A 25,880-nucleotide genomic window follows, 5' to 3' on the forward strand; every position below is an offset into this window, starting at 1 on the left:
AAGCGATTTTTTATGACATGGCAAAGGCTTTGCGCTTTATTTTGCTTGAAATCTTGTCTTCATGGGCTTTTTTACCTACCTTTGGACGGATTTAATCAAAAAGGATATGAGAAAAACGCTTTTATATAATATATGTGCCGGAATGCTTGCTTTGTCAGCCTGCAGTTCGGGATATTCGCTGGTATCGGCAGAAGGAGGACGGGTACCGATGACCAATGTGTACGATACAGACCAGGACATGAAGGCTTGGCGTATCCTGCAATCTTACCAAACCCGGGTAGACAGTATCATGAAGCCGGTAATCGGGCATGCCGGGCATAAGCTGGAGGCATACCGTCCGGAATCTCCCTTATCGAATTTGCTTGCCGATATCTTGCGGGCGAGCGCCGAGGAGAAAGCGGGCATAAAGGCGGATGTGGGAGTGATGAATATGGGAGGCATCCGGAGTTTGCTGAATCAGGGGGATATTACGATAGCATCGGTATACGAAATCGCTCCTTTCGAGAATGCGTTGTCGGTAGTTACCCTGAAAGGGAGCGATTTGCAGGATTTGTTTTCTCAAATGGCTTCAGTGCATGGCGAGGGGATAAGCGGAGCCAGGCTGATAATCTCGAAAGAAGGGGAATTGTTGGACGCTAAAGTCGGCGGGAAGGCTATCGAACCGGAAAGAGAGTATCAGGTAGCTACGATTGATTATCTGGCTGAGGGCAATGACCATTTGGAAGCGTTTAAACGGGCTACGGCAAAGGCAGAACCGGAAGATGCCACCTTGCGTGACTTGTTTATAGAATATGTGAAGCGGTGCGAAGCGGAAGGAAAGATGGTAGACGCTAAAACGGAAGGGCGTATTGTAGAACGGTAAAAAGAAGGAATCGAATATGAGAAGAATCTGTTTCATTTTATGGGCATGCTTGTTTTCGGGAGTGATAGCAGCCCAATCAACCAAAGAGTTGTATTTGTTCCATACGAACGATATGCATAGCCGGATAGAGCCTTTTTCGGAAGAATATCAAGATACGTTGCTTGCCGGGAAAGCCGGAATGGTGCGCCGGGCTACGTTTGTCCGCCAGCAACGCGAATTGCATCCCGATTTGTTGTTGTTCGACTGCGGGGACTTTTCGCAGGGTACACCTTATTATAATATATTCAAGGGGGAAGTGGAAATCAGGCTGATGAACGAGATGCATTATGATGCCGGGACTATCGGGAACCATGAGTTCGATTTCGGCTTGGATAATCTGGCACGTTTGTGTAAGTTGGCGGAATTCCCTATTGTATGCGCCAACTATGATGTGACAGGTACCGTATTGGAAGATTTGGTAAAAGAATATATCCTGTTAGAGAGGGATGGTGTAAAAATAGGCGTGTTCGGACTGGGGGCACAATTGGAAGGCTTGGTGGCTAAGGAATCGTATGGAGATGTAAAGTTTGAAGACCCGGTATCTGAAGCGCAACGGATTGCCGATTTGTTGAAAGCGCAAGAGAAATGTGACCTGGTTATCTGCCTGTCTCATTTAGGCTGGAAAGGAGAACCTTATTCTGATGTGGAATTGATAGAGAATACGCGCAATATAGATGTCGTGTTGGGCGGTCATTCGCATTCTTTTTTTGAAGAGCCGGTGTATTATCGTAATTTGGACGGTGAGGAAATCCCGCTCCAGCAAATGGGCAAGCATGCCGCGTTTGTAGGGAAAATGGTTCTGCGCATGACGAAAGATTAACAAAGGAAAATGTAGCCATTCATCTCTTATGAATTGAAAAACATGAAAAAGACAATCATTCTATGCATTGCGGTGCTTGTATCGGTTTCGATGTTTGCGCAAACCGCTATACTGAGCCAGATAAAAGACACGGCAGATTGCCGGAAGTGGGTGGAAAGCCAATTGGAGAACATGACCTTGAAACAAAAGATAGGCCAGTTATTCATTCATACCGTAGAGCCGAGCCTGATGCAACGGAACAAGGCGAATATCCGGAAAGCCATTGAAGAATACGGGTTGGGAGGGCTTCTCTTTTCAAAAGGGAAAACAGAAGACCAGGTAAGGCTGACCAACCTTGCCCAGCAATGGAGCGAAGTGCCTTTGCTTATTACGTTTGATGGGGAATGGGGACTGGCGATGCGCTTGAAGGATACGCCCGATTTCCCGAAGAACCGGATATTGGGATGCATCGAGAATGATTCGTTAATCTATCTGTACGGGAGAGAAGTGGCGCGCCAATTGCGTGAAATCGGAGTGCAGGTAAATTTTGCTCCGGTGGCTGATGTCGACAATAACTCCGCCAATCCGGTGATAAATGTCCGTTCTTTCGGAAGCGGTCCGAAAGAAGTGGCTCGTAAAGTGATAGCATACGCCCGCGGGCTGGAAGACGGAGGTGTTCTTGCCGTATGCAAGCATTTTCCGGGGCATGGCGATACGGAAACCGATTCACATCAGGCGTTGCCGGTATTGAATTTCGACCGCGCACGTTTGGACTCTGTCGAATTGTATCCGTTCCGTAAAGCGGTGGAGGCAGGCATCGGAGGGATGATGGTGGGGCATTTGCAAGTGCCTGAGATAGAAGATAAGCCGGCATCTGTTTCTCCTGGAGTCATTACTTCCGTCTTGCGCAATGAGCTCCGGTTCTCGGGGCTGGTATTTACCGACGCCCTCGAAATGAAAGGCATCCGGCATGCCGAAAATGTATGTGCGCAGGCCTTGATAGCCGGAAACGATATGGTGCTGGCTCCGCGTAATCTGAAGCGGGAAATGGCAGGTGTTTTGAGTGCCGTTAAGAAAGGCTTGCTTAGCGAGGAGGCTATCACGGAAAAATGCAGGAAAGTGCTGGCTTATAAATATGCGCTCGGATTGAAAGAACGTCCTTTGATAAATGAAAAAGGAATTGCCCGACGGATTTCCACGCCCGAAACCGATAGTTTATTGGCTGCATTAGACAAGGCGGCGGTGACGGTATTGAAGGATTCCGTTGAGACGCTTCCGCTGGAACTTTCTTTGTCCGGCAATGTCTTGCTTAGCGTATCTCCTACACTTGCCGAAGCCTATCCGTTTTATCACGAGTTGAAAGAAGCGCTGTCGGTCAGCTGGGTTCATGCAAAAGCTGATTCTTTGGCATCCATTCGGGAACGGCTCCGCACGGCACAACAAGTTATCGTAGCCCTGCATCAAAAGGATTGCAAGGCTTATCTTCCATTGGTTCGGGAGTTTGCCGAAGACAAGCCTTTGGTGGTCGTATGCTTCCAGCCCCAAGATGCACTGGAGGAGATGGCGGAAGGGCTTCAGAAGGCTTCCGCGATTGTCCTTGCCCACACAGACAAGGACTATATCCAGCGGTATGTAGCTGATGTCATGACGGGAAAAGCCAAAGTAACGGGCAAAGCATCGGTAGGCATTGCCGGTCTGTGTCCGGCAGGTACAGGCATTGTGATTGATCCGGAGCATCCGCATTTATACACTCCCGAAGATTTTGGCATGGATTCACGCACGTTGGCACGTATCGATACAATAGCCGAAGAGGGTATCGAGGCGCAAGCTTATCCGGGATGTCATGTGTTAATCCTGAAAGAAGGCTGCCCTATCTATAATAAATGTTTCGGGAGGTATACTTATGATGCCGCTTCGCCCGAAGTGAAGGAGAATAGTTTATACGATTTGGCATCGCTGAGCAAGGTCACCGGAACCTTGCTTGCCGTAATGAAATTGTACGATGAAGGCAAGTTCGGGCTTACCGATCCGATAAGCCGTTATTTGCCTTGGCTGGAAGATACGGACAAGAAAGACATTACGATACAGGATTTGTTGTTCCACGAATCAGGCTTGCCCGCTTATTGGCCCTTCTATGAAGAAGCTCTCCGGATGGAGTCTTGTAAAGGAGGTTTGTTCCGGAAACGGAAGGACAAGCATCATCAATTGCAGGTAGACGAGCACCTGTATGCCTGCACCGGTTTTTCTTATGATACGGAATGGGTATCTGCGCTTCCTTCGGCGAAGTACAACCTTCCGTTGTCGGATAGCCTGTATTTGAATGCCGGATTCCGGAACAAGATACGCGGGCAATTGGCAGAAGTTCCTTTGAAAGGGCATTCCTATCGGTATAGTTGCTTGAACTTCATGCTGTTGCAGGAAATGGTAGAAGAGCTGGCACGGATGCCGATGGATGTTTATCTGGATAGTGTGTTCTATAAGCCGATGGGGTTGATGCATACGGCTTACAATCCTTTGCGGCATTTCCCGAAAGCGCAGATAGTGCCTACGGTAGAAGAAGATTTCTTGCGCAAAGGGCGGGTGCAAGGCTTTGTACATGACGAGATAGCCGCCTTTATGGGAGGCGTTTCGGGCAATGCCGGACTTTTCTCTACGGCTCATGATGTAGGCATTATTTTCCAAATGCTATTGGATAAAGGCGTGTGCGGAGACCGGCGCTACCTGAGCCGCGCTACGTGTGATTTGTTTATCAATGTACAATCGAATATCAGCCGTCGGGGATTGGGATTCGACCGCCCTGATGCCGATAATACCTCGAAAAGCCCTTGCGCCCGGGAGGCGCCTCGAAGCGTGTTCGGGCATACCGGCTTTACGGGCACATGTGCTTGGGCAGACCCCGATAACGGGCTGGTGTTCGTTTTCCTGAGCAACCGCATTTATCCGCGTGCATTCGACCATAAGAACTTGATGAAGCTGGATATACGTTCACGCATGCAACAGGCAATGTATCAGTCTATAAAGCGCTGAATCTATTTAGACTATGTACAAATTATGTAAATATTGCTATGTAGACGTTACAACTTCGCATAAAAAGTTTACCTTTGCATTATCAAATTAGTACTAATAATAACTTTAACTTTTACTACAATGGCTTACGTAATTAGTGACGATTGTATCGCTTGCGGTACTTGTATCGATGAATGCCCGGTTGGCGCAATTTCTGAAGGTGACAAATATTCTATCAATCCGGATATGTGTACAGAATGCGGCACTTGCGCAGATGTATGTCCTTCAGAAGCAATTCACCAAGGATAATCGGTCGCGTCAGTTTAAGATTTTTATAAGAGGATGTTCTTTTCGGAGAACATCCTCTTTTATTTCCGGAAACTTTGCCTCCCCTGTTTAAGGCAACTATATGCGCAGGCGCTTTCATAAGGCTGGATTCCCGTGTGCAAATATGTGCGTCTGATGTTTGATATACGAAGAGTGGGGAGGATGATGGAATGTATGAAAAAATCATGCTTTTGCATCTGTTGGGTATTGTTTAGTTGTTAAATTCTCAATATCTTTGCATAAGAGTAAGTTCTTTCTTGTTACACCATATATTAAATTAAATCTAGGAAATTATGAGAGTTATTATCGAACGTGATTATCAGTCGCTTTCTGAATGGGCAGCTAATTATGTAGCCCAAAGAATCAATCAGTTCCAGCCATCTTCCGAACGTCCTTTTGTATTGGGCTTGCCTACGGGCTCTTCCCCATTGGGCATGTATAAGGCGCTGATTGAACTGAACCGAGAGGGAAAGGTGTCTTTCCGCAATGTGGTGACTTTCAATATGGATGAATACGTGGGCCTTCCCGAATCGCATCCGGAAAGCTACCATTCGTTTATGTTCAACAACTTTTTCAACCATATTGACATTCCGAAGGAAAACATCCATATCCTGAACGGGAACGCTTCCGACTTGGAGGCTGAGTGCGGGAATTATGAAAAGCAGATTGCATCGTATGGGGGCATCGACCTGTTTGTGGGCGGCATCGGTCCCGACGGTCACATCGCGTTCAACGAGCCGGGCTCTTCCCTGACTTCGCGCACCCGTGTGAAGACGCTGACCACCGATACGATTGTGGCAAATTCGCGTTTCTTCGATAACGATGTGGACAAGGTTCCCAAGACGGCGCTGACCGTAGGGGTGGGTACGGTAATGGACGCCAAAGAGGTACTGATCCTTTGCAACGGGCACAATAAGGCGCGTGCCTTGCATCATGCCGTTGAAGGAAGCGTAACGCAGATGTGGACCATCAGTGCCTTGCAGATGCACCGCCACGGCATCATCGTATGCGATGAGGCGGCTACGGACGAACTGAAAGTGGGCACATACCGCTACTTCAAGGACATCGAGCGCAACAACCTGTAATCCATTGTTAATTGTTAATTATTAATTGCTAATTATAGCCATGAGAACCAATCTGAGTTCGCAGATATCCCTTAACAGGGTATCGCCTAAATATTACAAGCCGGAGAATACGATTGACCGCTCCGTGCTGACCCGTTTTGAGAAAATCCCGACCAACATCTATGAGACGGTAGACGAGGGCGTGAAGTGCATAGCCGATGAGGTTATCCGCAAGATACAGGAACGCCAGCATGACGGCAAGTTCTGTACGTTGGCTTTGGGCACGGGGGCTTCGCTCCGTCCGCTTTACGCCGAACTGGTGCGCCGCCATAAGGAAGAAGGCGTCAGCTTCCGTAATGCGGTGATATTTAATCTGTATGAATACTATCCTTTATCGGAGCAGGGGAGCAGCAGCATCGGCCAGCTGAATGAGCTTTTCCTGAACCAGGTGGACATCGACCGGCAGAACGTGTTTACTCCGGACGGCACGATTCCTCAGGATGCGGTCATAGACCATTGCCTGCTGTATGAACAGCGCATCAAGACCTACGGCGGACTGGACATCGTCCTTATGGGCATCGGCAGGGAAGGGAATGTCGCCATGAACGAGCCCGGCTCTACGGCGGCTTCCATTACGCGCCTGATATTTGTGGACAGTACTTCCCGCTCGGAAGCGGCGCATAACCTGGGCGTGGACAACCTGCCTCCTTGTTCCATTACGATGGGCATCAATACGATTATGGAAGCCCGCCGTGTTTATCTGCTTGCCTGGGGCGATGACAAGACCGATATTATCAAGCAGGCGGTAGAGGATAAGATTTCGGATACGCTTCCCGCTTCTTACCTCCAGATGCACCAGAATGCGACCGTCTGCATCGACTTGCCCGCAGCTTCACACCTGACGCGCATCCAGCGCCCGTGGCTTGTGACCAGCTGCGAATGGACGGACAAGCTGATCCGGAGTGCCATCGTGTGGCTTTGCCTTTTGACCGGAAAACCGATTCTGAAGCTGACCAACAAGGATTATAACGAGAACGGCTTGAGCGAGCTGCTGGTGCTTTACGGCTCTGCCTATAATGTGAACATCAAGATATTCAACGACCTTCAGCATACCATCACCGGCTGGCCCGGCGGCAAGCCCAATGCGGATGACACCTACCGTCCGGAGCGTGCCAAGCCGTTCCCCAAGCGTGTGGTCGTCTTTTCTCCGCATCCCGATGACGATGTGATATCCATGGGCGGCACCATCCGCCGTCTGGTGCAGCAGGGTCACGACGTGCATGTGGCATACGAGACTTCGGGCAATATTGCCGTAGGCGATGAGGAGGTGGTACGCTTCATGCACTTCATCAACGGTTTCAACCAGCTTTTTGATGAGAATCAGAACGAGACCATCCGCAAGATGTATGCCGACATCAAGCAGTTCCTGCTTCAGAAGAAGGAAGGCGACATCGACACGCGTGACATCCTGACCATAAAAGGGCTGATCCGTAGGGGAGAGGCACGCACGGCATGCACGTATAACCGCATCCCGCTGGACCATGTGCATTTCCTCGACCTTCCTTTCTACGAGACCGGACGCATCGAGAAGAACCCCATTAGCGAGACGGATGTGCAAATCGTCCAAAAGCTGTTGCAGGAGGTGCAGCCTCACCAGATTTATGTAGCCGGCGACCTTGCCGACCCTCATGGCACGCACCGTGTATGTACCGATGCCGTACTGGCAGCTATTGACGAGGAGAAGAATGCCGGTGCCGCATGGTTGAAGGATTGCCGCATCTGGATGTACCGCGGGGCATGGGCGGAATGGGAAATCGAGAACATCGAGATGGCTGTGCCGTTCAGTCCCGAAGAGCTTCGTGCGAAACGGAATTCCATCCTGAAGCACCAGTCTCAGATGGAGAGTGCCCCGTTCCTGGGCAATGACGAGCGCCTCTTCTGGCAACGCAGCGAGGACCGCAACCGTGGCACCGCTTCGCTTTACGATAAATTAGGGCTTGCCTGCTACGAGGCGATGGAGGCGTTTGTTGAGTATAAGCCGTTGTAGAGGGTGAGAGATGAAAGATAATAAATATTCTTGAAAATAAAATGGCATATGAAGATGACCGGTTATAATCACTTCATATGCCGTTTTTTATTATGATTTCTGAATTATCAAATTTATTTATGAATATCTGCAATTAGCCTAAACAATGATATGCCCGGTGCAGGTATGTTTACTTTACCGTTTCTCTATTGGAATAATGATAAATCAGCTTGTTTAATTATTCTAAATGATAATTCCACTCGTCAAGTGCGAAACGCCAATGTTTTTCTACCAGTTCTACTGTTTCGGGCTTGTATTGATACTTGTTTTTCTTATAGCCCTTTTTCTTATTGACGTATGCTTCGATAGCGGGACGAGCTTCTTCGAATCCGGGTAAAGAAAGCTTTTGATAAATTTCCTGCGTCAGGTCGAACGCATTCTTCTCATAATCTTCAAAACGTACTTCTACCAAGTTTCCTTCGGGTATAAAACGCTTGTCAGCCTCGTACTTATGATACAACTTGGCATAAACCGAAAGAATATTTTCCTGAAGTTCCTCGGGGCTGATGCTTTGCAACTGAAGAGGCTTGATGGTGTTGGTGAAAAAGCTTCGGGTAGATTCGAATACCGTATAAGGATTGCGCATCAGGTAGATGAACTTGGCATTGGGGAACATTTTCACCAACTCTTTCACACGTCCTGTATGCGGAGGGTTCTTACTCAGGAACTGGGTGCCGTTCGTATTCCAAAGTGATATCTTGATGAGTTTGGTAAAGGTTTCTTCGAACACTTTCAGTTCATCATTCGTAATATCTTCGAAAAGCAAATACTTGTCGGCATACTCTTGCATGTGTTTGGGCAGGAACCAAAAGTTATAATACGTATAAGGCATCATATTGGTAAGGGCAAACTCTTCTTCCTGAGGCAGGTCGACGGCAAGCTCCATGTTATCGGTAGGGCGCTTGTCGGGCATTAGCCAGCTCATGTTTTTCTTAAAGAAAGGTTGCCCCCACATCATCAGATGCGGGAATACGGTTTGGTATGTAGTGTTATAGCCAAAGTGCTTATCACACGAAAAGACGTTGTGCATGAAGGTGGTTCCGCTGCGCCAATGTCCGAGGATGAACACCGGATCGTGTTCAAGAGGTTTGGATGCCAAGAGTTTCTCGTACTTTTTATCCTGCAAGGGTTTTAGTACGGAAAGCAAGCGGCATACGGCTTTGGTCAAACGGTATTTTCCTCGATAATCCGGGTCAATCACCCGTCCGCGTGTTATCTCATTGAATGTTTTCCAGTCGGCTCCCACTAACGTGTTTACCGGTAGTTTGCTGAATTCTAATAAGCCCATATTGTAAATGAAAAATTAAGAATGAAGAACTAAGAATGATGTGAACCAGTCAAAATTCTTCATTCTTAATTCTTCATTCTTCATTAAAAACTTATTTCTTTATCTCTATTGCATATCCACGGCGTTCCAATTCCTTTACTGCGGTTTCAATGGCTTCATAGTGCTCGGGAGCAATGCCTAACTTGGGCAAGTCGAGTACTGGGATTTCCATCGTAGTATGCATGTCTTTGTCTTCTACCCGGTTGATAATCATGCCGGCAGCACTGGTGTTGTTGGTAATCGGGTCGATAAGGATGAACGCGCCTGTAGCCTTGTTTTGGGTGTACGGGTCGAAGAACAATTCCTTCGATGAGGTGAGCACGACGTGTGCGATTTGGTTCAATTCCAAAGGCATGTCTTCCTTACGGAGTTTTCCGTTCTCTACACTCAAGTGCTCCATGGTGTTGACATCCACCTTGTACTTGATGCTGTCGATACGGGTACGGCTGGTGTTGGTAGTTTGTTTCAGGAAGAATGATTTCTCCATATCCATTTTTTCCTCGTCCATCCATACCAGCATTGCCTCGAAGTTGCGTCCTACCATGGGGACATTGTCGGGGTGTACCAACATTTCGCCACGTGATACATCTATTTCGTCTTCCAATGTCAGGGTGACAGACATGGGCGGATACGCATAATCACATTCTCCGTCGGGAGAATAAATAGCTTTGACGCGCGTTTTCTTTCCCGAAGGAAGTGCCATCACTTCATCTCCTTTGCGTACGATGCCCGAAGCCACTTTGGATGAGAATCCGCGGAAATCAAGATTCGGGCGGAGCACATATTGTACGGGATAGCGGAAATCAGTCAGGTTATGGTCATTCCCGATATGTACGGTCTCGAGGAATTCCAGCAAGGAGGGGCCTTCGTACCATGGAGTACGTGCGGACTTTTCTACCACATTGTCTCCATCGAGTGCCGACAAAGGAATGCAGGTCACATCAGGTACGCCCAGCGGACTGATGAACGCTTTATAATCCGCTACAATCTTATCGAATATTTCCTTTGAGAAGTCTACAAGGTCCATCTTGTTCACCGCCAATACCACGTGCTTGATGCCCAATAATGAAACAAGATACGAGTGGCGTCGGGTTTGGGTGATGACTCCGGCACGTGCATCGACAAGGATAACCGCCAGATTAGCGGTAGAGCCTCCGGTAATCATGTTGCGTGTGTATTGTTCGTGTCCCGGAGTATCGGCAATAATGAATTTGCGGTGGTTGGTAGAGAAATACCGGTATGCCACATCGATGGTGATGCCTTGTTCACGTTCGGCTTTCAGTCCGTCGAGCAAAAGGGCATAATCGATATGTTCGCCCGCATTGCCTACGCGCTTGCTGTCGCGTTCGAGTGCGTCAAGCTGGTCTTCGTAAATCTTCTTGCTATCGAAAAGCAAGCGTCCGATAAGAGTGGATTTACCGTCGTCCACCGAACCGGCGGTAAGAAAGCGCAACAGGTCTTTTTCCTCATCCTTTTTCAGAAACTCTTCAATTGACATACGGCCTCTGGCTTCGCCTTCCATCGGGTTTCCTGATTTGGTTTTATCTATTTCTTCCATTTTTCTTCAATTAATAATTAACAATTAATAGTTAATAACGGTGCATGAATAGGTAATGAACAACAAACGAATGTAGGAATCGTTATTAATTATTCATTATTAATTGTTCATTTAAAAGTATCCTTCCCGTTTCTTTTCCTCCATGCTGGCTTCTTGGTCGAAGTCGATGACACGGGTAGTGCGTTCGCTTTTGGTGGTGGTCATCATCTCTTCCACAATCTTTTCGATGGTGTCCGCCTCGCTTTCAATGGCACCGGTCAAGGGCCAGCAGCCCAATGTGCGGAAACGGATTTTCTTCATCTCTATCTTGTCGCGGTATTTCTCGGGCAAGCGGTCATCATCGGGCATAATCAATTGACCGTCGATATTGACCGTAGGGCGTACTTTTGCGAAATAAAGCGGAACGATAGGAATTTTTTCCAAGCGGATGTATTGCCATACGTCCAGTTCGGTCCAGTTGCTCAAAGGGAACACACGGATGCTTTCGCCTTTGCGGATGCGGGTATTATAGATATCCCATAATTCGGGACGCTGGTTCTTGGGGTCCCATTGATGAAACTCATTGCGGAAAGAGAATATACGCTCTTTGGCGCGTGATTTCTCTTCATCCCGGCGTGCACCTCCGAAAGCCGCATCGAATTTGTATTTATCGAGGGCGTGAAGCAGGGCTTGGGTTTTCATCAGGTCGGTATGTACTTTGCTTCCATGAGTGAAAGGTCCCACTCCGGCACGGAACGCTTCCATATTGCTTTCTACTATCAGTTTCCAGCCATGCTCTTTGGCATACGTGTCGCGGAACTGAAGCATTTCCTTGAATTTCCATTTTGAGTCGATATGCATCAAGGGGAAAGGCGGCCTTCCCGGCGCAAATGCCTTCTCGGCAAGCCGTACCATTACGGATGAATCTTTTCCGATGCTATAGAGCATTACCGGATTTTCAAATTCGGCAGCCACTTCACGGATGATATGGATAGATTCCGCTTCCAGTTCTTTCAAGTGGCTTAAATTGTATGTTTCTTCCATAAAATATTGTTGTTTAATCTATTCTTTTTTATGAACACAAAGGCACAGAGACGCCGGGTTTTTATTTAATGGCACAGATAAAAATTATTTTTCTGTGTCTTTGTGTCTCTGTGTTTTATTCTATATTACTTTTCACTCTTGGCAGTATTAATTCCAAAAGCCGGTTTACGGATTCTTCCAGCGAGAGCTTGGATGTATCGAGCGAGAGAGCAGGGGATTCGGGTGCCTCGAAAGGAGCCGATATGCCTGTGAACTCTTTGATTTCGCCCCGGCGTGCCTTGGCATACAGTCCTTTTACGTCCCGGCGTTCGCATTCTTCTATCGGGGTGCTGACATATACTTCCATAAAATCATCCTTGCCGATAATGCGTGATGCCATTTCACGCAATTGGTTGTTCGGACTGATAAAAGCGGCTATGGTGATGATACCTGTATCTACAAACAGTTTCCCCACTTCGGCTATCCGGCGGATATTCTCTACGCGGTCTTCGGGCGAAAAGCCTAAGTTGTTGTTGATGCCGCTCCGGATGTTGTCTCCGTCCAGAATGCGGCAAAGCAATCCACGTTTTTGCAGTTCGCGCTCAAGGGCAATGGCAATCGTGCTCTTTCCCGAACCGCTTAGCCCTGTGAACCAAACCATCAGCCCGTGTTGTCCCAGCAAAGCTTCCTTATCGTCACGGGTCAGCATCTTGTCAAATATCGGATAAATGTTATTCATCTTTTTTGATTGACAATTGATGATTGACAATTGACAATTGCCCTTCGGCATTGTAATTTTCAATATCCATTGTCTTTCTATTATTTAAGTTAGTAATTATCAATTATCAATTGCCGAACGGCCATATCAATGGGATAAGCGTGATGGAAAGTATCATCACGATGATGTCCATCGGAAGCCCTATCTTTACGAAATCGGTGAACTTATAGTTTCCGGCACCTTGTACGATGAGGTTCGTCTGGTATCCTATCGGAGTGGCAAATCCTGCTGATGCGGCGATACAGATGGCAATGAAGAACGGCATCGGGTCTACTCCGAACTGGCTTGCGGTCTCTAATGCCAATGGAAAGGCGAGTGCCGCCGCGGCATTGTTCGTTATCAGCTCGGTGATTACAAGCGTGACGAAATAGAGCAAAGCCAATGCACCCCAAGCTCCTAACGAGCCGGATACGCTCTTGATGAATTCGGCTATCAATGATGCCAAGCCCGACTCTTCCATCGCAGCACTGATGGCAAAGGCACAGGCAATGGTAATCAGGATGTCCCAACTGATGTACTTGGTGTATTTCTTAGGCGGAAAAATCTTGAGCCAGGCCATTACTACCGCCGTGACCGCCGCAAAGAAGAACATATCCATCTTCACGTTCGGAAAACGTTCCTGGAAATACGGAAGTTCGCCGATAGTGGCTCCGATAATCATAATGAGCAAAAGAGCCAGAGCCGTCCATTTTTTCCATACCGGCATGGGGCGCGAAGGGATTTCCTTTCCGTTGGTCATCATCAGGAAGACCGAAGAGTCTCCCCATGTTTTGGTGAAGGCCTCGTCGGCAAGCAATACCAGCGTGTCGCCTTCTTGCAGGCGCACTTCACCCAAGTTTTCGGTAATGACCTGTCCGCCTTGGCGTATCTCTTTGATTTCGGCACCATAACGGCGCTTGAAGTCAAAGCTCTTCAGCTTACGCTTCAATCCCGGGAAACGGGAAGCAAGCACTACCTCTACGATGTGCTTTCCGCTTTCTTCCGCCGCATCTGCTTCTTCCTCTTCGAAATTGTCAGGACGCTCGGCAGGAAGCAATTTCTTCGAAGTCAATAGGATAAAGAGCAGGCCGACTATGGTGATAGGGATGCCGATAAAGGCAAGGTCGAACATCTTCAGCCCCGGCAATCCGCGGTCAATCATCATACCGTGTACCACCAGATTGGTAGAGGTGCCGATGAGTGTACACAAACCGCCTAATATCGTGGCATACGATAGGGGAATGAGGAATTTGGTGCATGACAAGCCTACTTTTTTCGCCCAATTCTTCACAATCGGCGCAAAGATGACCACTACGGGCGTATTGTTTAAGAAAGCCGAGAAGGCACTTACCACCGGAAGCAGGCGGAGCTGGGCTTGCGTTACAGACATCTTCCGTTCGGGGAGAAGCTTTTTTATGACGGTTGCCAACGCACCGCTCTGGCGCACGCCTTCGCTTACCAGGAAGAGCAATGCCACCGTAATCATGCCCCGGTTGCTGAATCCTGCCACCATCTGTTTGGGCGTGATGATGCCTGCCGCCATAAATACCACGACCAGCGAGAGCAATACGATGCCCGGACGCATTTTGTCCATGATAAGGGCGACCAGCATGCCTATCAGCCCGACCAATACAAAGATTATCTCGAAATTCATGACTTTCTCTTTTTAGGATACGCAATAAACCACGGATTCAATAGGTCTTCCTTATTATATAATAAAGGAGTGTCAGGATGTTCCGCCTGATATACTTCGCCTCCCGATGCGCGGACTATGGCATGGCCTGCCGCCGTGTCCCATTCCATGGTAGGGGCGAAGCGGGGATATACGTCAGCCTTGCCTTCGGCTATCAGGCACAGCTTCAGCGAACTGCCTCTTGACACCGTTTCCACCTTCGGATACTTCTGTTCCATTTCGGATATATATTGTCCGGTCTCCGCACTCAGGTGCGAGCGCGATGCCACGATAATGAATGTGTCATCGGAAGTATCTTCGGAATAAGGCAAACGGTGCGCACGTGCCTGCAAAGACTCCAACGTCTCGCCGGTATCCAAGGCGGTGATATGCTCTACCTTGTAGGCGCCCAGAGCCTTGTCGGCAAAATAAAGCTCTTCTCTTACAGGGATATAGATGACGCCCGTTTCGGGTTTCCCTTCGCTCACGAACGCGATGTTTACCGTAAACTCTCCGTTGCGCTTGATGAATTCTTTTGTGCCGTCCAGCGGGTCGACTACCCATAAGTTTTTCCATCCCATCCGTTTTTCGGCAGGTATGGCTTTCCCTTCTTCACTCAATACGGGATAGGGCAGCGTCGACAAGCGGCGCATAATCACTTCGTTCGAACGCTTGTCGGCAATGGTGAGGGGCGAATTGTCCGCCTTCCGTTCTATTTCAAAATCCGCGTTCGGATCGGTATATACGTTCATTATTGCTGCACCCGCTTCCAGTGCGGCACGGATGGCCAGCATCAGTTCTTCTTTTTCCATATCTGTCTAATTTGGCGTAAAATAACAGCTTTTTCTTTTATTATCAATAGTTCATATCTCGTTTTTTGTGTCACTTCTTAATTTTATTTATTATCCATGCGCTTTTGCCTGATGCCAAAGCCTCCACATATAGTAGGCACAATGGGTAAAGGCGAAGACAAAGGATATGACAAGCAGGGTCTTGTCCGCCTCCCAGCCTACGGTCTGCTGGTGCCATAATCCCGTGATGACGCTCAATACTGCCAGCACCAACCCCAGCACGTTCAGTACGGTATCTCCCTTACGGTATGCCCTGTCAGGCTCCAGCTGGCTGTGTTTCCGTCCGTAGCTGGCATAGATATCCAGCCCTACCAGCATCCAGAGCACCAGCCGTATCCATGTGTCTGCCGGAAGGAAACACATCATGCACAGGCACGTAAGGATGCCCATGATGGGGACAAAGGGTACGAAGGGCGTCTTGAACGCCCGGTGCACATCGGGCATCGTCTTGCGTACGATCAGCACAGCCGCGCATACCAGGGTGAAGGCGAGCAGGGTACCGATACTGGTCATTTCGCCCGCTACCTGAGCCGGAACAAATCCCGCCAGGAGGCTTACCACTATCATAAACAAGAAATTGCTATGCACCGGTGTGCGGAAGCGTGGGTTGATGCGTGAGAAAAACGGAGGCAGCAACCCGTCACGGCTCATGCTGAGGAACACGCGGCTCTGGCCGAGCAAAGTCACCATGATTACCGAACAATAGCCGAACAGGATAGCGAGGATAATCGCCTTGTTCAGCCATGGATAAGCCGGTGTGATGATTCCTTGGGCGTCCTGTTCGCCCATGTGTGCGATAGCTACAGCTACCGGGGCGATTCCTTCTTGTCCGTCGAACTCGGTATAATGTGCCACGCCTGTCATGACGTGCGCAAACAAGATATATAAAACCGTACAAACCAAAAGAGAGACCAGAATGCCGATGGGCATATCGCGTTTGGGGTTCTTTGTTTCCTGAGCCGCCGTGCTTACCGCATCAAATCCCAGAAAAGCGAAAAACACAATGGCAGCTCCTCGCAAGATGCCTGATAAGCCGAACTCTCCCAGACGTCCGGTATTCTCCGGAATGTAGGGCACGTAGTTTTCTGCCTCAATGAACTTCCATCCTAAGAACACGAAAACTAAGATAACACTGATTTTCAGGAATACAATCAGACCGTTGAAGAAGGAGCTTCCTGCCGTTCCCCGCATCAGAATCAGGCTCATCAGTACCACAATCACCATGGCGGGAATGTTGACAATGCCTCCGTCCCACGGACATGCCGTCCATGCGTGAGGCAAATCGATGCCCGCTCCTTGCAGGAACACTACCAGATACCGGCTCCAGCTGATGCTGACCGTAGTAGCCGCCACGGTGTATTCCAGTACCAGATCCCATCCGATAATCCAGGCAATCAGCTCGCCCATGGTGGCATACGAATAGGTATAGGCGCTTCCCGCCACCGGAATCATCGAGGCGAACTCGGCATAGCACAGGCCTGCGAAGCAACACCCGATAGCGGCGATGATGAACGAGAGTGTAATGGCAGGTCCGGTATATTCCGAAGCCACCGTTCCCGTAATCGAAAACAGCCCTGCCCCGATAATCACGCCTACGCCCAGAGCCACAAGGCTGACCGGTCCTAACACCCGTTTCAGGGTCTTTGCGCCTGTCTGCCCTGCCTCTGCCTGCAATGCGTCTATGCTCTTTCTGACGAATAATCCTTCCATGTATTTGTAAGCCGTATTGGTTTTAGGGTGCAAACTTACGGATATTTTTTTGTATATGAGACGATTTCAACAAGAAATTTATAGCAGACCCGAATTGGTTTGCGAAAATACGGCAAACACGAAATCGCAACGTGCGAAAGCTTCCTGCCGGCGGCAGCGCGAAATCGCAGGCCTACGAAAGCTTCCTGCCGGCGGCAGCATGAAATCGCAACGTGCGAAAGCTTCCTGCCGGCGGCAGCACGAAATCGCAGGCCTACGAAAGCTTCCTGCCGGCGGCAGCATGAAATCGCAGGCCTACGAAAGCTTCCTGCCGACGGCAGCATGAAATCGCAACGTGCGAAAGCTTCCTGCCGGCGGCAGCGCGAAATCGCAGGCTGCGAAAGCTTCCTGCCGGTGGCAGCACGAAATTGCAGGCTGCGAAAGCTTTCTGCAGTGTGATAAGACAAAAAAGTTTATACCATATCATCGCCTGCCTTGGCAAAGGTGACACGGATGGTTTTATGGAATGGAATGAAGCGCGACACGATGGCTATCACCAGCGTCACGATGAACAGCCACCCCAGAATGTCCTTCAACGCCAGCAGCAGGCTTTGCTGCTGGAGCGTGGCATAAAGCGAAGAAGTCGCCATCTGTGCCGCTTCGGCATAACCGTGTCCTTGCCCTATTCCGCTGCTCAACGATTGGGAGAACCGCGATGCCGCCAGCGGGTCTGCCATCGTCAGGGTTTCCGATAACGAATGCATGTACTTTTGCTGCAGGTGGTAAAGCACGTTGCTGTAAAACGAAGTTGCCATAATCGGTGCCAGCACCGAACGGCTCAGTATCAGGAAAAAAGCATTCGAGAGCAGGAATTTCGGATTCAGGTCCTCTACCGAGAACAAGGCAAATGCGATAATCACAACCAGCATTCCCAGCCCGCGGATAAACACGGGGAAAAACAGCATCTCATACGTGCTTTCCGGCGAAACCGTAAAATACAATATGCCGAAAAACAAGGCAAAGCATGCCATGCCTCCGGCTATGAGGAAGCGGAAACGCCACCGTTGCCACCTGAACCACCAGAAGCAGATGAACGCCCCCAGCACATATCCCGGCAGCATCCATATATATAAAAGGTACGTACGCGCGGAATCCACTTGCAAGATGGAAGTCATATAGTTGGTGAGCAACGTGGTAGACGTGCTGAAAAACATCACCAGCATCATGTAGAGATATCCCACGATGGCTTTGGGCTGATACAAGGGAGCCAGATTGACGAAGGGCTTTTCGGCGTGCGCCTGCAACCAAATGAAAAAGGCAATCAGTATGGGGCCGATAACCAGGTAGGCGCGAATCTTGAAAGAGGCCATCCAGTCGAGCATCTTCCCATAATCCGCCACGTACATCAGCATCAGCACCCCTACAGCCGCCACCAGCATTTCGCGCAGATGCAGTTCTTCGATCGGCAATCCCGTCCTGTCCTTGTCTTGCCGGAAGCAAATGATTACCGTCAGGATGCTCAGCAGCATCAGTGCCATTTCGAAATAATACATATACTTCCAGTCGTAATGGTATGCCAGTTCTGCCGTAAGCACCATCGAAAGCTGTCCGAACCCGAATACCAGCGGATAGAAATACGAGTAAAACTCGCTGCGTACATCCTTCGGGCTGAAGATGAATTTCACGATACGGATGAACCACAACATCATGAACCCCTTCAGGAAGCCGATGACAAAGCTTGCCACAATCAGGATGTCCGCATTCTGTGAGCGGGCGCAAATCCAGCTCAGAAAGAACTGCAGGACAAGGTCGGCAAGCAGCAAAGGCTTCGCCGGAAAGGCAGAAAGCACTTTCGGTACAATGGGATAGCCGATTGCCATCCCTGCCGATGCGGCGTAATAAGCCATCGTGATGTCCTCGGTATTCGTGCCCAGCGTATTCGACACCTCGAGCATGCTGCCCGTATAAGCGCCGTTGACCATCAATACCGGCAATATTACGATGAAAAGAGCAGCCACCGCCAGCCAGTCGGGCACCCACCTCCGCACGGGAAGTCCCAAACTCCTTACATCCATCATTTCCGCAAAGCCTCCGTCTCTACCATCATTCCGGCACGCAGATGCCGCATGTCGTCATCCGACGCGTCTTTCAAGTCGATGCGCACCGGAATGCGTTGCTGCACTTTTACGAAGTTTCCTGCCGAATTATCGGTCGGCACCAGCGAATACTTCGAGCCGGTGGCTTCCGATATGGCCGTCACCTCTCCCCGGAACACCCTGCCCGGCAAGGCATCTACCTTGATGCGTACGGGCTGTCCGATGTAAATATGCATAATCTGAGTCTCCTTGTAGTTGGCGGTCACCCACTTGTCATCCCCTCTTACCAGATACGAAATGGTCTGTCCCGCCTGCACATATTGCCCCGGTTCCAATGTGCGCCTGCCCATATACCCGTCGTAGGGGGCTATCAGTATCGTGTACGACAGGTTCAGCCTTGCCAGGTCGAGGTCTGCCTCCATGCGCAGGATGGTGGCCTCGGCGCTTACGGTCCGCTTGCTGGTTTCGGTATATTGCGACTGGGCGGCACGTTTTTGCTCCAGCAAAGCCTGATAGCGTGCTTGGGCTGCCTCGTACGATGCCTTTGCCTGCTCGAACTGCTGCTGGGGGATGGATTCTTCTTTCAATAACCGCTGGAAACGGTGATAGTCTTGTTCCAGTTGCCACAAGCGTGCCTTTGCCTCGGCAATGTTGGCGTCTTGCACCGCAATGTTGGCGTGCGAGGTTTCAATGCCCGAATGCAGGACATCTTGTGCTCCCCGTGCATCCAGCAAAGCCGCTTCGGCCTCTTTTACCCGAATCAAGTATTCGCTATTGTCCAGTACCAGCAACGTATCACCTTTGTGCACATATTGGTGTTCTCTGAAACGCACTTCCTTGATATAGCCCGATGCCCGGACATTCAACGGAGCCACATACTGGTCGATAAAGGCATCGTTGGTTACCTCATAATTGAAATAACGCCAAAAATAAGTGGCGGTCCACCATAGTCCGGAACCGGCAAGGACGATGCACACCACGTTCAATATCCGGTTCCGCATACGTAATTTCCTCAGTCTTTCTCGTTTTATTCTTAGTTCTCCCATGATTCTTCGTTTTATTTCACAATCTTCCGCAGGCTCTTTCCAGTTGAAAATAAGTATAGATGACCTGCGTGCGTGCCGATGTAAGTTGCAGTTCCGCGTTCAACCTCACCGCATTGGCATCCAGCAAGTCGGTCAGTATCGCCAGCTGGTTCAGATACCGGTTCTGCATAATGCGATAGTTCTCTTCCGCCTGGTGCACGGAAAGCTTCAAGGCATCTACCTGGCGCAAAGCCTCCCGGTGGCGGAGAAATGCCGTGCGTACCGTTACGCGCACCTGTTGCTTTTTCTGTTCTTCGGCATTCAGGTTCATCTGCACGGCAAACTTGCTTTCCTTCACCCGGTGATTGTTCTTATACAATGACGAGAGGGGATAAGAGACTGACAATCCGAAATTCCACGCATTGTTATACATGTCCGCCATTGTGCGTGACACGGGGCGTGCCAACGTATTCGAGGCATAAAGCGAAATGCTGGGCAAAGCTTCGGCCTTGGTCAGGCGGACCTCGTTTTTGGCTATTTCGGTCTGCTTGCGCAACAATTGCATGGCAGGGTCGTTCAGGTACGCCTCTTCTACGTAAGCGTCATACTCCTGCAATGCCACCGAACGCCGGAGCAAGGACGTATCGGGCAAAAGCATGCGGCTCTCGTCCAGTCCCAGCAAGATGTCGAGCTGTTGCGAAACCAGCGCCAGGCTGTTCTCGGTTTCGGTCAGCGACAGGCGGTCGTTCGTGAGCTGCATTTCACTGCGCAACACGTCGTTGTTCGTAATCAGGCCTTCCTTCTTCATCTGGCGGATATCTTTCAACCGAAGCTCTGATTCCTCGATGTTCCGCATCAGTACCTCGCGCTGCTTGTACAGGCTGAACAGGCTCATATACTGTTCCAGCAGTTCAAGCTTCACGTCGGCACGGTCGGAGGCGGAACGAAGTGCGGCGGCATGGGTCTGCAGGTCTGCCCTCCGGATGGCGTAGCGGATTCTTCCGCCTTCGTAAAGCGGCTGGGTAAAATCTATCGCATAGTTCTGCGACCAGTCGGGCGTGTCGGGACGCACGGCATCCGACAAACCGCGCTGGAACACCACTGGCTGCCCTACGACACCCCCGCGCAAGCCTATCTGCAAATTGGGCAGGCGCGAAGTGCGGGCGGTCTTGCCACGTTCGTATGCCATAGCCTCGTCCAAGGCATCTGCCTGAAGGCGCAAGCTATTCTCCACGCCCAAGCGGAACAGTTCATCTACCGTCAGGAACAACGAGTCGGCAGGCTGGTCCTCTTTTATTTCTTCCTTTTCTGCTGCCTGCACATCTATGAAGGCAAGGGCGCAAACGCCCCAGAGCAACAGGCTAAACTTTTTCCAACACATCGCCGGTAAGTTTTAAATCAGCTGACATCGACTTTACCTTCTCCAGCCCTATGGCAACGCCGGCAGACTCGTAAATAGCATCCAGCGCAATGCTGATGCGCTTGTAAAACAAGCTTCCTTCTTCGCTCAGGAAGACCTGCTTGTTCCGGCGGTCGGAAGGATTTTCCAGCCGGTACACATAATTCTTTTTCTCCAGATTCATTATCAGGTTCGACAATGCGGCTTTTCCTTTGGCAATGCGTTCTGCCAGTACCTGCTGGGAGATGCCTTGTTCTTCCCACAAACACCGCAATACCTGAAGCATCTCGAATGTAATCCCTGCTTCTGTCTTTTTCAGAGCCCGTTGCACAGCACGCCTGAAGGTCATCCGCGTACGAAACAACTGCAACATCAGCTCCCTGAATGCAGCACTTTCTTTTTCCATAAAAACAATCTTTATCCTTTTCGGGGCGCAAAGATACGCATTCTTTTCGAATTGGTCAAATAGTTGACTAAATTATACTTTACACGGCATTTTTTGTTGATGCTATCATAGAACGCAGACAACACGAGAATACACAGAAGAAAAAAATCTGTGTCTTTCTGTGCCTTCTGTGTTCTATTCAATGCTGTTTTTACTATAAAGTGAGGAACGTATTGGTGTGATTCGGGCAAATATCGTATATTTGCAGTGAAGTATTTAAATATGTAATACGATGCATCCGTTAGAGTTATTCAAATATTGTCCGAAATGCGGGTCTTCTCATTTCGAGGTCCGCAATGCAAAGGCGAAGAAATGTGCCGATTGCGGCTTTGTGTATTATTTCAATTCAAGTGCGGCTACGGTTGCTTTTATCCTGAACCGCAGGAATGAGTTGCTGGTGTGCCGTCGGGGGAAAGAACCCGCCAAGGGCACGCTCGACCTCTCGGGAGGCTTTATCGATATGTATGAGACCGGCGAAGAAGGCGTGGCACGCGAGGTGATGGAAGAGACTGGGCTGAAGGTGACCGAAGCCGTTTACCAGTTCTCGTTGCCCAATACGTATCTGTATTCGGGATTTCTGGTGCATACGCTCGACTTGTTTTTCCTTTGCCGGGTAGAAGACGATAGCCGTTTGCAGGCGATGGATGATGTGGCGGACTCGTTCTGGATGCCGCTCGACCAAATCCGTCCGGAGGAATTCGGGCTGGATTCGGTGCGGGAAGGAGTGGCCCGGTTTTTGGCTTTACATAAATCAAAGTGATATGAAAAGGAAAAGAAAACTCGAGATAGCTGGCTTGGCGTGCATGATGCCTTGGATGGCTTTTGCCCAGCAGATTGGACCGCTGGCAGCCCCTGTCCGTTTGTTTGAGGACGGGAAGGAGTTGTTCCTCCGGCACGATTATGCCGCGGCGCAACAGACTTTGACACATTATTTGCAACAAGATACTTCTGCGGAATTTGCCGAGGAAGCGGCATACATGCTGGCTTGCACTTCGTACGAACTGAATAAGCCCGGCCGCATCCGCCGGTTGAAAGCTTTCGTGGAGCAATATCCCGATTCGCGGTACGTCAATCGGGTGAATGCCCTGATAGGCTCCGCTTATTTCTTCGACAAGAATTATCCCGAAGCCATTATGTACTTTGAAAAGTGCAATGTGCGTTGGCTTGCCGATGGAGAACGCGACGAAGTTTTGTTGCGTTTGGGCACTTCGTACCTGAAAGGAGGCGCCCTGAAGGATGCGGCCTTGTGGTTCTCCATATTGAAGGATGTAAGCAGGGAGTACCGGCTTGACGCGGTTTACCACTTGGCTTATATCGATTATGCCCGGGAGCGGTATGACGAAGCGTTGGAAGGCTTCCGCCTTGCGGGGGAAAGCGGGAAATATGCGCCCTATACGCCTTATTATATAGCGGACATTTGTCTGGAGAAGCACGATTATCAGAAAGCAAAGCGGTTGGCGGATATGTACCTGGAGGCTTATCCCCGGCATGAATATGCCTTGTTGATGCAGCGCATCGGAGGCGAGGCAAGCTACGGGATGGGGCGGTATGCCGAAGCGGTAAAGCCTTTGGAGACTTATTGCGGCTCTCCCGAAGGGGGCAAAGACCGGGAGGCGCAGTATGCATTGGGCATGAGTTATTATCAGACAGGAGTCTATTCGAAGGCGGTGGACGCCTTGAACAAGGCGACAGGGAGGCCGGACGCGCTGACTCAGAACGCTTACCTGCATAGCGGGCTGGCCTACCTCCAACTGAAAGACCGTACCCGTGCCCGCATGGCGTTCGAGCAGGCTTCGGCAATGACGTTCGACCGGAACGTGCAGGAGCAGGCTCTGTACAACTATGCGCTTTGCATCCACGAGACATCGTATTCACCCTTTGCCGAGTCGGTCACGGTGTTCGAGCGGTTCTTGAACGAATTCCCGAATTCTGCCTATGCCGCGAAGGTGAACGATTACCTGGTAGAGGTCTATATGAATACCCGGAGTTATCAGGCGGCGTTGAACTCGATTGCCAAAATCTCGCATCCGGGCGACCGTATTTTGGAAGCTAAGCAGAAATTGTTGTTCCGCATCGGAATCTTGGCTTTCGCACAAGCCGCTTTCGAGAATGCCATCGGGTATTTCACCCAATCGATTGACTTGGGGCGATATGACCGGCAAACCAAGGCGGATGCGTATTATTGGCGGGGCGAATCGAAATACCGGTTGGAGCAGTATGCACAGGCTGCTTCCGACTATCGGCTTTACCTGGAATATACGCCCGGCCGTACGGGAGAAGAATACGCTCTGGCATTGTATAATTTAGGTTACGTAGCCTTCAAGCAAAAGCAATACGAGCAAGCCTTGACCTGGTTCACCCGTTGTTCGCAAGCGCAGGTGAAAGACCGCCGCATCGTGGCGGACGTGTATAACCGCATGGGGGATTGCCATTTCCATGCGCGCCGGTTTGCGGAAGCAAGCGCCCTCTATGCGCAGGCATCTGCCGCCGACCCCAGTCTGGGGGACTATTCGCTTTTCCAGGAAGCGTTCGTGAAAGGTTTGCAGCGCGATTATGCGGGAAAGATTCAGACCTTGAACCGCTTGCTGACCGATTATCCGGCTTCGCCTTACATCGACGATGCGTTGTACGAGCAAGGGCGTGCCTTCGTCCAGCAAGAAAACAATGCCGGAGCCATCGAACGCTATACGGTCTTGCTCCAGCGTTTCCCCGAAAGCCCGCTCTCGCGCAAGGCGTCCAACGAAATCGGCTTGCTTTACTATCAGGAAGACAAGTATTCCGAAGCGATAGCCGCCTATAAGAAAGTGATATCCGACTATCCGGGAAGCGAGGAAGCCCGCTTGGCGCAACGTGACCTGAAGTCGATATACATCGATTTGAACCGGGTAGACGATTACCTGAGCTTTGTGTCGACGCTTCCGGGCGGAGCGAATTTCGATGTGAACGAACGCGACTCGCTTACCTACGTAGCCGCCGAGCGGGTGTATATGCGGGGCGAGACGGAAGAGGCAAAAGCCAGCTTCACCCGTTACCTCCAGTCGTTCCCGCAAGGGGCATTCAGCGTGAACGCTTCGTATTATTTGGGCTTGATGGCTTATAATGAAAAGAATTATACCGAAGCATCGGCTTATTTGGATAAGGTGTTGGCATATCCCGACAATAAGTTCTCGGGCGAGGCGATGAAGCTTTGCGCCGGCATCGCTTATCAGGAAAAAGAATACGGAAAAGCATTGAGCCTGTATGTACGCATCGCCGATCGTGCCGCTTCACAAGAAGAACGAGTTGACGCCTTGTGCCGTGCCTTGGAGTGTGCCCGCCTTTCGGAGAATCCGGAAGAAATCCTTGCGCTCGCTTCCTCTTTGTTGAGCCAAAGCAAGCTGGCTCCCGAAGTGGAGAACGAGGCGCGTTATGCCCGTGCCAAGGCATGTATCGGTGAAGGGAAGACACAAGAAGCCGTGGGCGACCTGACCCTGCTTGCCAAAGACACGCGCAACGAGTATGGCGCCGAGGCGAAATACTTGCTTGCCCAGTTCTATTTCGATACGGGAGAAACTGAAAAGGCGGAAAAGGAAGTGTTGGACTACATTGATGCCAGTACGCCTCACGCTTATTGGCTGGCACGGAGCTTCGTGCTCTTGTCGGACATTTACATGAAGATGGGGCGCGATGTGGATGCCAAGCAATACCTCTTGTCTCTGAAGCAGAACTATCAGGCGGACGATGACATTCAGGAGATGATAGAAACCCGTTTGGAGCGGTTGGAAAATGAATAGATTATTTATGGAACACAGAGGTGCAGAGACACAGAGAATAATTTTAAGGTTTTCTTTGTGGGCTTTGTCTCCTCTAAAAAAAGAAAAGATTCTGTGTTCAATA

General features: G+C 49.9%; 19 protein-coding genes. 8 read left to right on the forward strand and 11 right to left on the reverse strand.

Going from position 1 to position 25,880, the window contains the following annotated elements; genetic code table 11:
- The first annotated feature begins 106 nt into the window (after nucleotides 1-106).
- The 6 genes from BACSA_RS15160 to BACSA_RS15180 all read left to right on the forward strand — a co-directional run bounded on the left by BACSA_RS15160 (nucleotide 107) and on the right by BACSA_RS15180 (nucleotide 8,144).
- The gene (locus BACSA_RS15160) at nucleotides 107-862 is read left to right on the forward strand and encodes a 5'-nucleotidase C-terminal domain-containing protein (RefSeq protein WP_013618913.1); all 756 of its coding nucleotides are present in this window, start codon (nucleotides 107-109) and stop codon (nucleotides 860-862) included.
- A gap of 16 nt (nucleotides 863-878) precedes the next feature.
- The gene (locus tag BACSA_RS15165; RefSeq protein WP_013618914.1) at nucleotides 879-1,721 is read left to right on the forward strand and encodes a bifunctional metallophosphatase/5'-nucleotidase; all 843 of its coding nucleotides are present in this window, start codon (nucleotides 879-881) and stop codon (nucleotides 1,719-1,721) included.
- Nucleotides 1,722-1,763: 42 nt separating this feature from the next.
- Nucleotides 1,764-4,727, forward strand: a complete 2,964-nt coding sequence (locus tag BACSA_RS15170; protein ID WP_013618915.1) for a glycoside hydrolase family 3 N-terminal domain-containing protein — start codon at nucleotides 1,764-1,766, stop codon at nucleotides 4,725-4,727.
- 120 nt (nucleotides 4,728-4,847) lie between these two features.
- Nucleotides 4,848-5,015, forward strand: a complete 168-nt coding sequence (locus BACSA_RS19495; RefSeq protein WP_013618916.1) for a DUF362 domain-containing protein — start codon at nucleotides 4,848-4,850, stop codon at nucleotides 5,013-5,015.
- A gap of 311 nt (nucleotides 5,016-5,326) precedes the next feature.
- Nucleotides 5,327-6,118 (forward strand): glucosamine-6-phosphate deaminase, encoded by a 792-nt coding sequence (gene nagB, locus BACSA_RS15175; RefSeq protein ID WP_013618917.1) that lies wholly within the window; start codon nucleotides 5,327-5,329, stop codon nucleotides 6,116-6,118.
- A gap of 40 nt (nucleotides 6,119-6,158) precedes the next feature.
- Nucleotides 6,159-8,144 (forward strand): glucosamine-6-phosphate deaminase, encoded by a 1,986-nt coding sequence (locus tag BACSA_RS15180; RefSeq protein WP_013618918.1) that lies wholly within the window; start codon nucleotides 6,159-6,161, stop codon nucleotides 8,142-8,144.
- Nucleotides 8,145-8,361: 217 nt separating this feature from the next.
- Here BACSA_RS15180 and BACSA_RS15185 read toward each other — a convergent pair whose 3' ends face one another.
- From BACSA_RS15185 to BACSA_RS15240, 11 genes are all read right to left on the reverse strand, one after another.
- Nucleotides 8,362-9,471 carry a sulfotransferase family protein gene (locus BACSA_RS15185; protein WP_013618919.1) on the reverse strand — a complete coding sequence of 370 codons (1,110 nt, stop codon included), beginning with the start codon at nucleotides 9,469-9,471 and terminating at the stop codon, nucleotides 8,362-8,364.
- Between the two features lie 91 nt (nucleotides 9,472-9,562).
- On the reverse strand, nucleotides 9,563-11,068 hold the full coding sequence (gene cysN, locus BACSA_RS15190; protein ID WP_013618920.1) for a sulfate adenylyltransferase subunit CysN: 1,506 nt from the start codon (nucleotides 11,066-11,068) through the stop codon (nucleotides 9,563-9,565).
- A 111-nt stretch (nucleotides 11,069-11,179) separates the two neighbouring features.
- Nucleotides 11,180-12,091 (reverse strand): sulfate adenylyltransferase subunit CysD, encoded by a 912-nt coding sequence (cysD, locus tag BACSA_RS15195; RefSeq protein ID WP_013618921.1) that lies wholly within the window; start codon nucleotides 12,089-12,091, stop codon nucleotides 11,180-11,182.
- A 115-nt stretch (nucleotides 12,092-12,206) separates the two neighbouring features.
- A complete protein-coding gene (gene cysC, locus BACSA_RS15200; RefSeq protein WP_041584068.1) occupies nucleotides 12,207-12,809 on the reverse strand; it encodes an adenylyl-sulfate kinase in 603 nt (200 codons plus the stop codon).
- 106 nt (nucleotides 12,810-12,915) lie between these two features.
- On the reverse strand, nucleotides 12,916-14,481 hold the full coding sequence (locus tag BACSA_RS15205; RefSeq protein ID WP_013618923.1) for an SLC13 family permease: 1,566 nt from the start codon (nucleotides 14,479-14,481) through the stop codon (nucleotides 12,916-12,918).
- Nucleotides 14,478-15,311, reverse strand: a complete 834-nt coding sequence (gene cysQ / locus BACSA_RS15210; protein WP_013618924.1) for a 3'(2'),5'-bisphosphate nucleotidase CysQ — start codon at nucleotides 15,309-15,311, stop codon at nucleotides 14,478-14,480. The genes BACSA_RS15205 and cysQ overlap by 4 nt, the downstream gene beginning before the upstream one ends.
- A gap of 90 nt (nucleotides 15,312-15,401) precedes the next feature.
- Nucleotides 15,402-17,060, reverse strand: coding sequence for an amino acid permease (locus BACSA_RS15215; protein WP_041584069.1), 1,659 nt, complete (start codon nucleotides 17,058-17,060; stop codon nucleotides 15,402-15,404).
- Nucleotides 17,061-17,512: 452 nt separating this feature from the next.
- A complete protein-coding gene (locus BACSA_RS15225; protein WP_013618926.1) occupies nucleotides 17,513-19,117 on the reverse strand; it encodes an MFS transporter in 1,605 nt (534 codons plus the stop codon).
- Nucleotides 19,114-20,181 carry an HlyD family secretion protein gene (locus BACSA_RS15230; RefSeq protein ID WP_013618927.1) on the reverse strand — a complete coding sequence of 356 codons (1,068 nt, stop codon included), beginning with the start codon at nucleotides 20,179-20,181 and terminating at the stop codon, nucleotides 19,114-19,116. Before BACSA_RS15230 ends, BACSA_RS15225 begins: the two co-directional genes overlap by 4 nt.
- A gap of 16 nt (nucleotides 20,182-20,197) precedes the next feature.
- The gene (locus BACSA_RS15235; RefSeq protein ID WP_013618928.1) at nucleotides 20,198-21,541 is read right to left on the reverse strand and encodes a TolC family protein; all 1,344 of its coding nucleotides are present in this window, start codon (nucleotides 21,539-21,541) and stop codon (nucleotides 20,198-20,200) included.
- A complete protein-coding gene (locus BACSA_RS15240; protein WP_013618929.1) occupies nucleotides 21,522-21,965 on the reverse strand; it encodes a MarR family winged helix-turn-helix transcriptional regulator in 444 nt (147 codons plus the stop codon). Before BACSA_RS15240 ends, BACSA_RS15235 begins: the two co-directional genes overlap by 20 nt.
- A 271-nt stretch (nucleotides 21,966-22,236) precedes the next feature.
- Between BACSA_RS15240 and BACSA_RS15245 the strand changes: the two genes are divergently transcribed.
- Together BACSA_RS15245 and BACSA_RS15250 are read left to right on the forward strand one after the other, a co-directional pair.
- Nucleotides 22,237-22,764 carry an NUDIX hydrolase gene (locus BACSA_RS15245; RefSeq protein ID WP_013618930.1) on the forward strand — a complete coding sequence of 176 codons (528 nt, stop codon included), beginning with the start codon at nucleotides 22,237-22,239 and terminating at the stop codon, nucleotides 22,762-22,764.
- 1 nt (nucleotide 22,765) lies between these two features.
- A complete protein-coding gene (locus BACSA_RS15250; protein WP_013618931.1) occupies nucleotides 22,766-25,777 on the forward strand; it encodes a tetratricopeptide repeat protein in 3,012 nt (1,003 codons plus the stop codon).
- Nucleotides 25,778-25,880 lie beyond the last annotated feature (103 nt).

The organism is Phocaeicola salanitronis DSM 18170 (assembly GCF_000190575.1).
GTDB classification, from domain to species: Bacteria; Bacteroidota; Bacteroidia; order Bacteroidales; family Bacteroidaceae; genus Phocaeicola; species Phocaeicola salanitronis.

Bases quoted from the DNA above. Each gene is read 5' to 3' on its own strand.
- BACSA_RS15170 (WP_013618915.1), top strand. From the start codon at position 1,764: ATGAAAAAGACAATCATTCTATGCATTGCGGTGCTTGTATCGGTTTCG.
- cysC (WP_041584068.1), bottom strand. From the start codon at position 12,809: ATGAATAACATTTATCCGATATTTGACAAGATGCTGACCCGTGACGAT.
- BACSA_RS15205 (WP_013618923.1), bottom strand. From the start codon at position 14,481: ATGAATTTCGAGATAATCTTTGTATTGGTCGGGCTGATAGGCATGCTG.
- BACSA_RS15160 (WP_013618913.1), top strand. From the start codon at position 107: ATGAGAAAAACGCTTTTATATAATATATGTGCCGGAATGCTTGCTTTG.
- nagB (WP_013618917.1), top strand. From the start codon at position 5,327: ATGAGAGTTATTATCGAACGTGATTATCAGTCGCTTTCTGAATGGGCA.
- BACSA_RS15165 (WP_013618914.1), top strand. From the start codon at position 879: ATGAGAAGAATCTGTTTCATTTTATGGGCATGCTTGTTTTCGGGAGTG.
- BACSA_RS19495 (WP_013618916.1), top strand. From the start codon at position 4,848: ATGGCTTACGTAATTAGTGACGATTGTATCGCTTGCGGTACTTGTATC.
- BACSA_RS15245 (WP_013618930.1), top strand. From the start codon at position 22,237: ATGCATCCGTTAGAGTTATTCAAATATTGTCCGAAATGCGGGTCTTCT.
- cysN (WP_013618920.1), bottom strand. From the start codon at position 11,068: ATGGAAGAAATAGATAAAACCAAATCAGGAAACCCGATGGAAGGCGAA.
- BACSA_RS15215 (WP_041584069.1), bottom strand. From the start codon at position 17,060: ATGGAAGGATTATTCGTCAGAAAGAGCATAGACGCATTGCAGGCAGAG.
- cysQ (WP_013618924.1), bottom strand. From the start codon at position 15,311: ATGGAAAAAGAAGAACTGATGCTGGCCATCCGTGCCGCACTGGAAGCG.
- cysD (WP_013618921.1), bottom strand. From the start codon at position 12,091: ATGGAAGAAACATACAATTTAAGCCACTTGAAAGAACTGGAAGCGGAA.
- BACSA_RS15240 (WP_013618929.1), bottom strand. From the start codon at position 21,965: ATGGAAAAAGAAAGTGCTGCATTCAGGGAGCTGATGTTGCAGTTGTTT.
- BACSA_RS15180 (WP_013618918.1), top strand. From the start codon at position 6,159: ATGAGAACCAATCTGAGTTCGCAGATATCCCTTAACAGGGTATCGCCT.
- BACSA_RS15185 (WP_013618919.1), bottom strand. From the start codon at position 9,471: ATGGGCTTATTAGAATTCAGCAAACTACCGGTAAACACGTTAGTGGGA.
- BACSA_RS15235 (WP_013618928.1), bottom strand. From the start codon at position 21,541: ATGTGTTGGAAAAAGTTTAGCCTGTTGCTCTGGGGCGTTTGCGCCCTT.
- BACSA_RS15250 (WP_013618931.1), top strand. From the start codon at position 22,766: ATGAAAAGGAAAAGAAAACTCGAGATAGCTGGCTTGGCGTGCATGATG.
- BACSA_RS15225 (WP_013618926.1), bottom strand. From the start codon at position 19,117: ATGATGGATGTAAGGAGTTTGGGACTTCCCGTGCGGAGGTGGGTGCCC.
- BACSA_RS15230 (WP_013618927.1), bottom strand. From the start codon at position 20,181: ATGGGAGAACTAAGAATAAAACGAGAAAGACTGAGGAAATTACGTATG.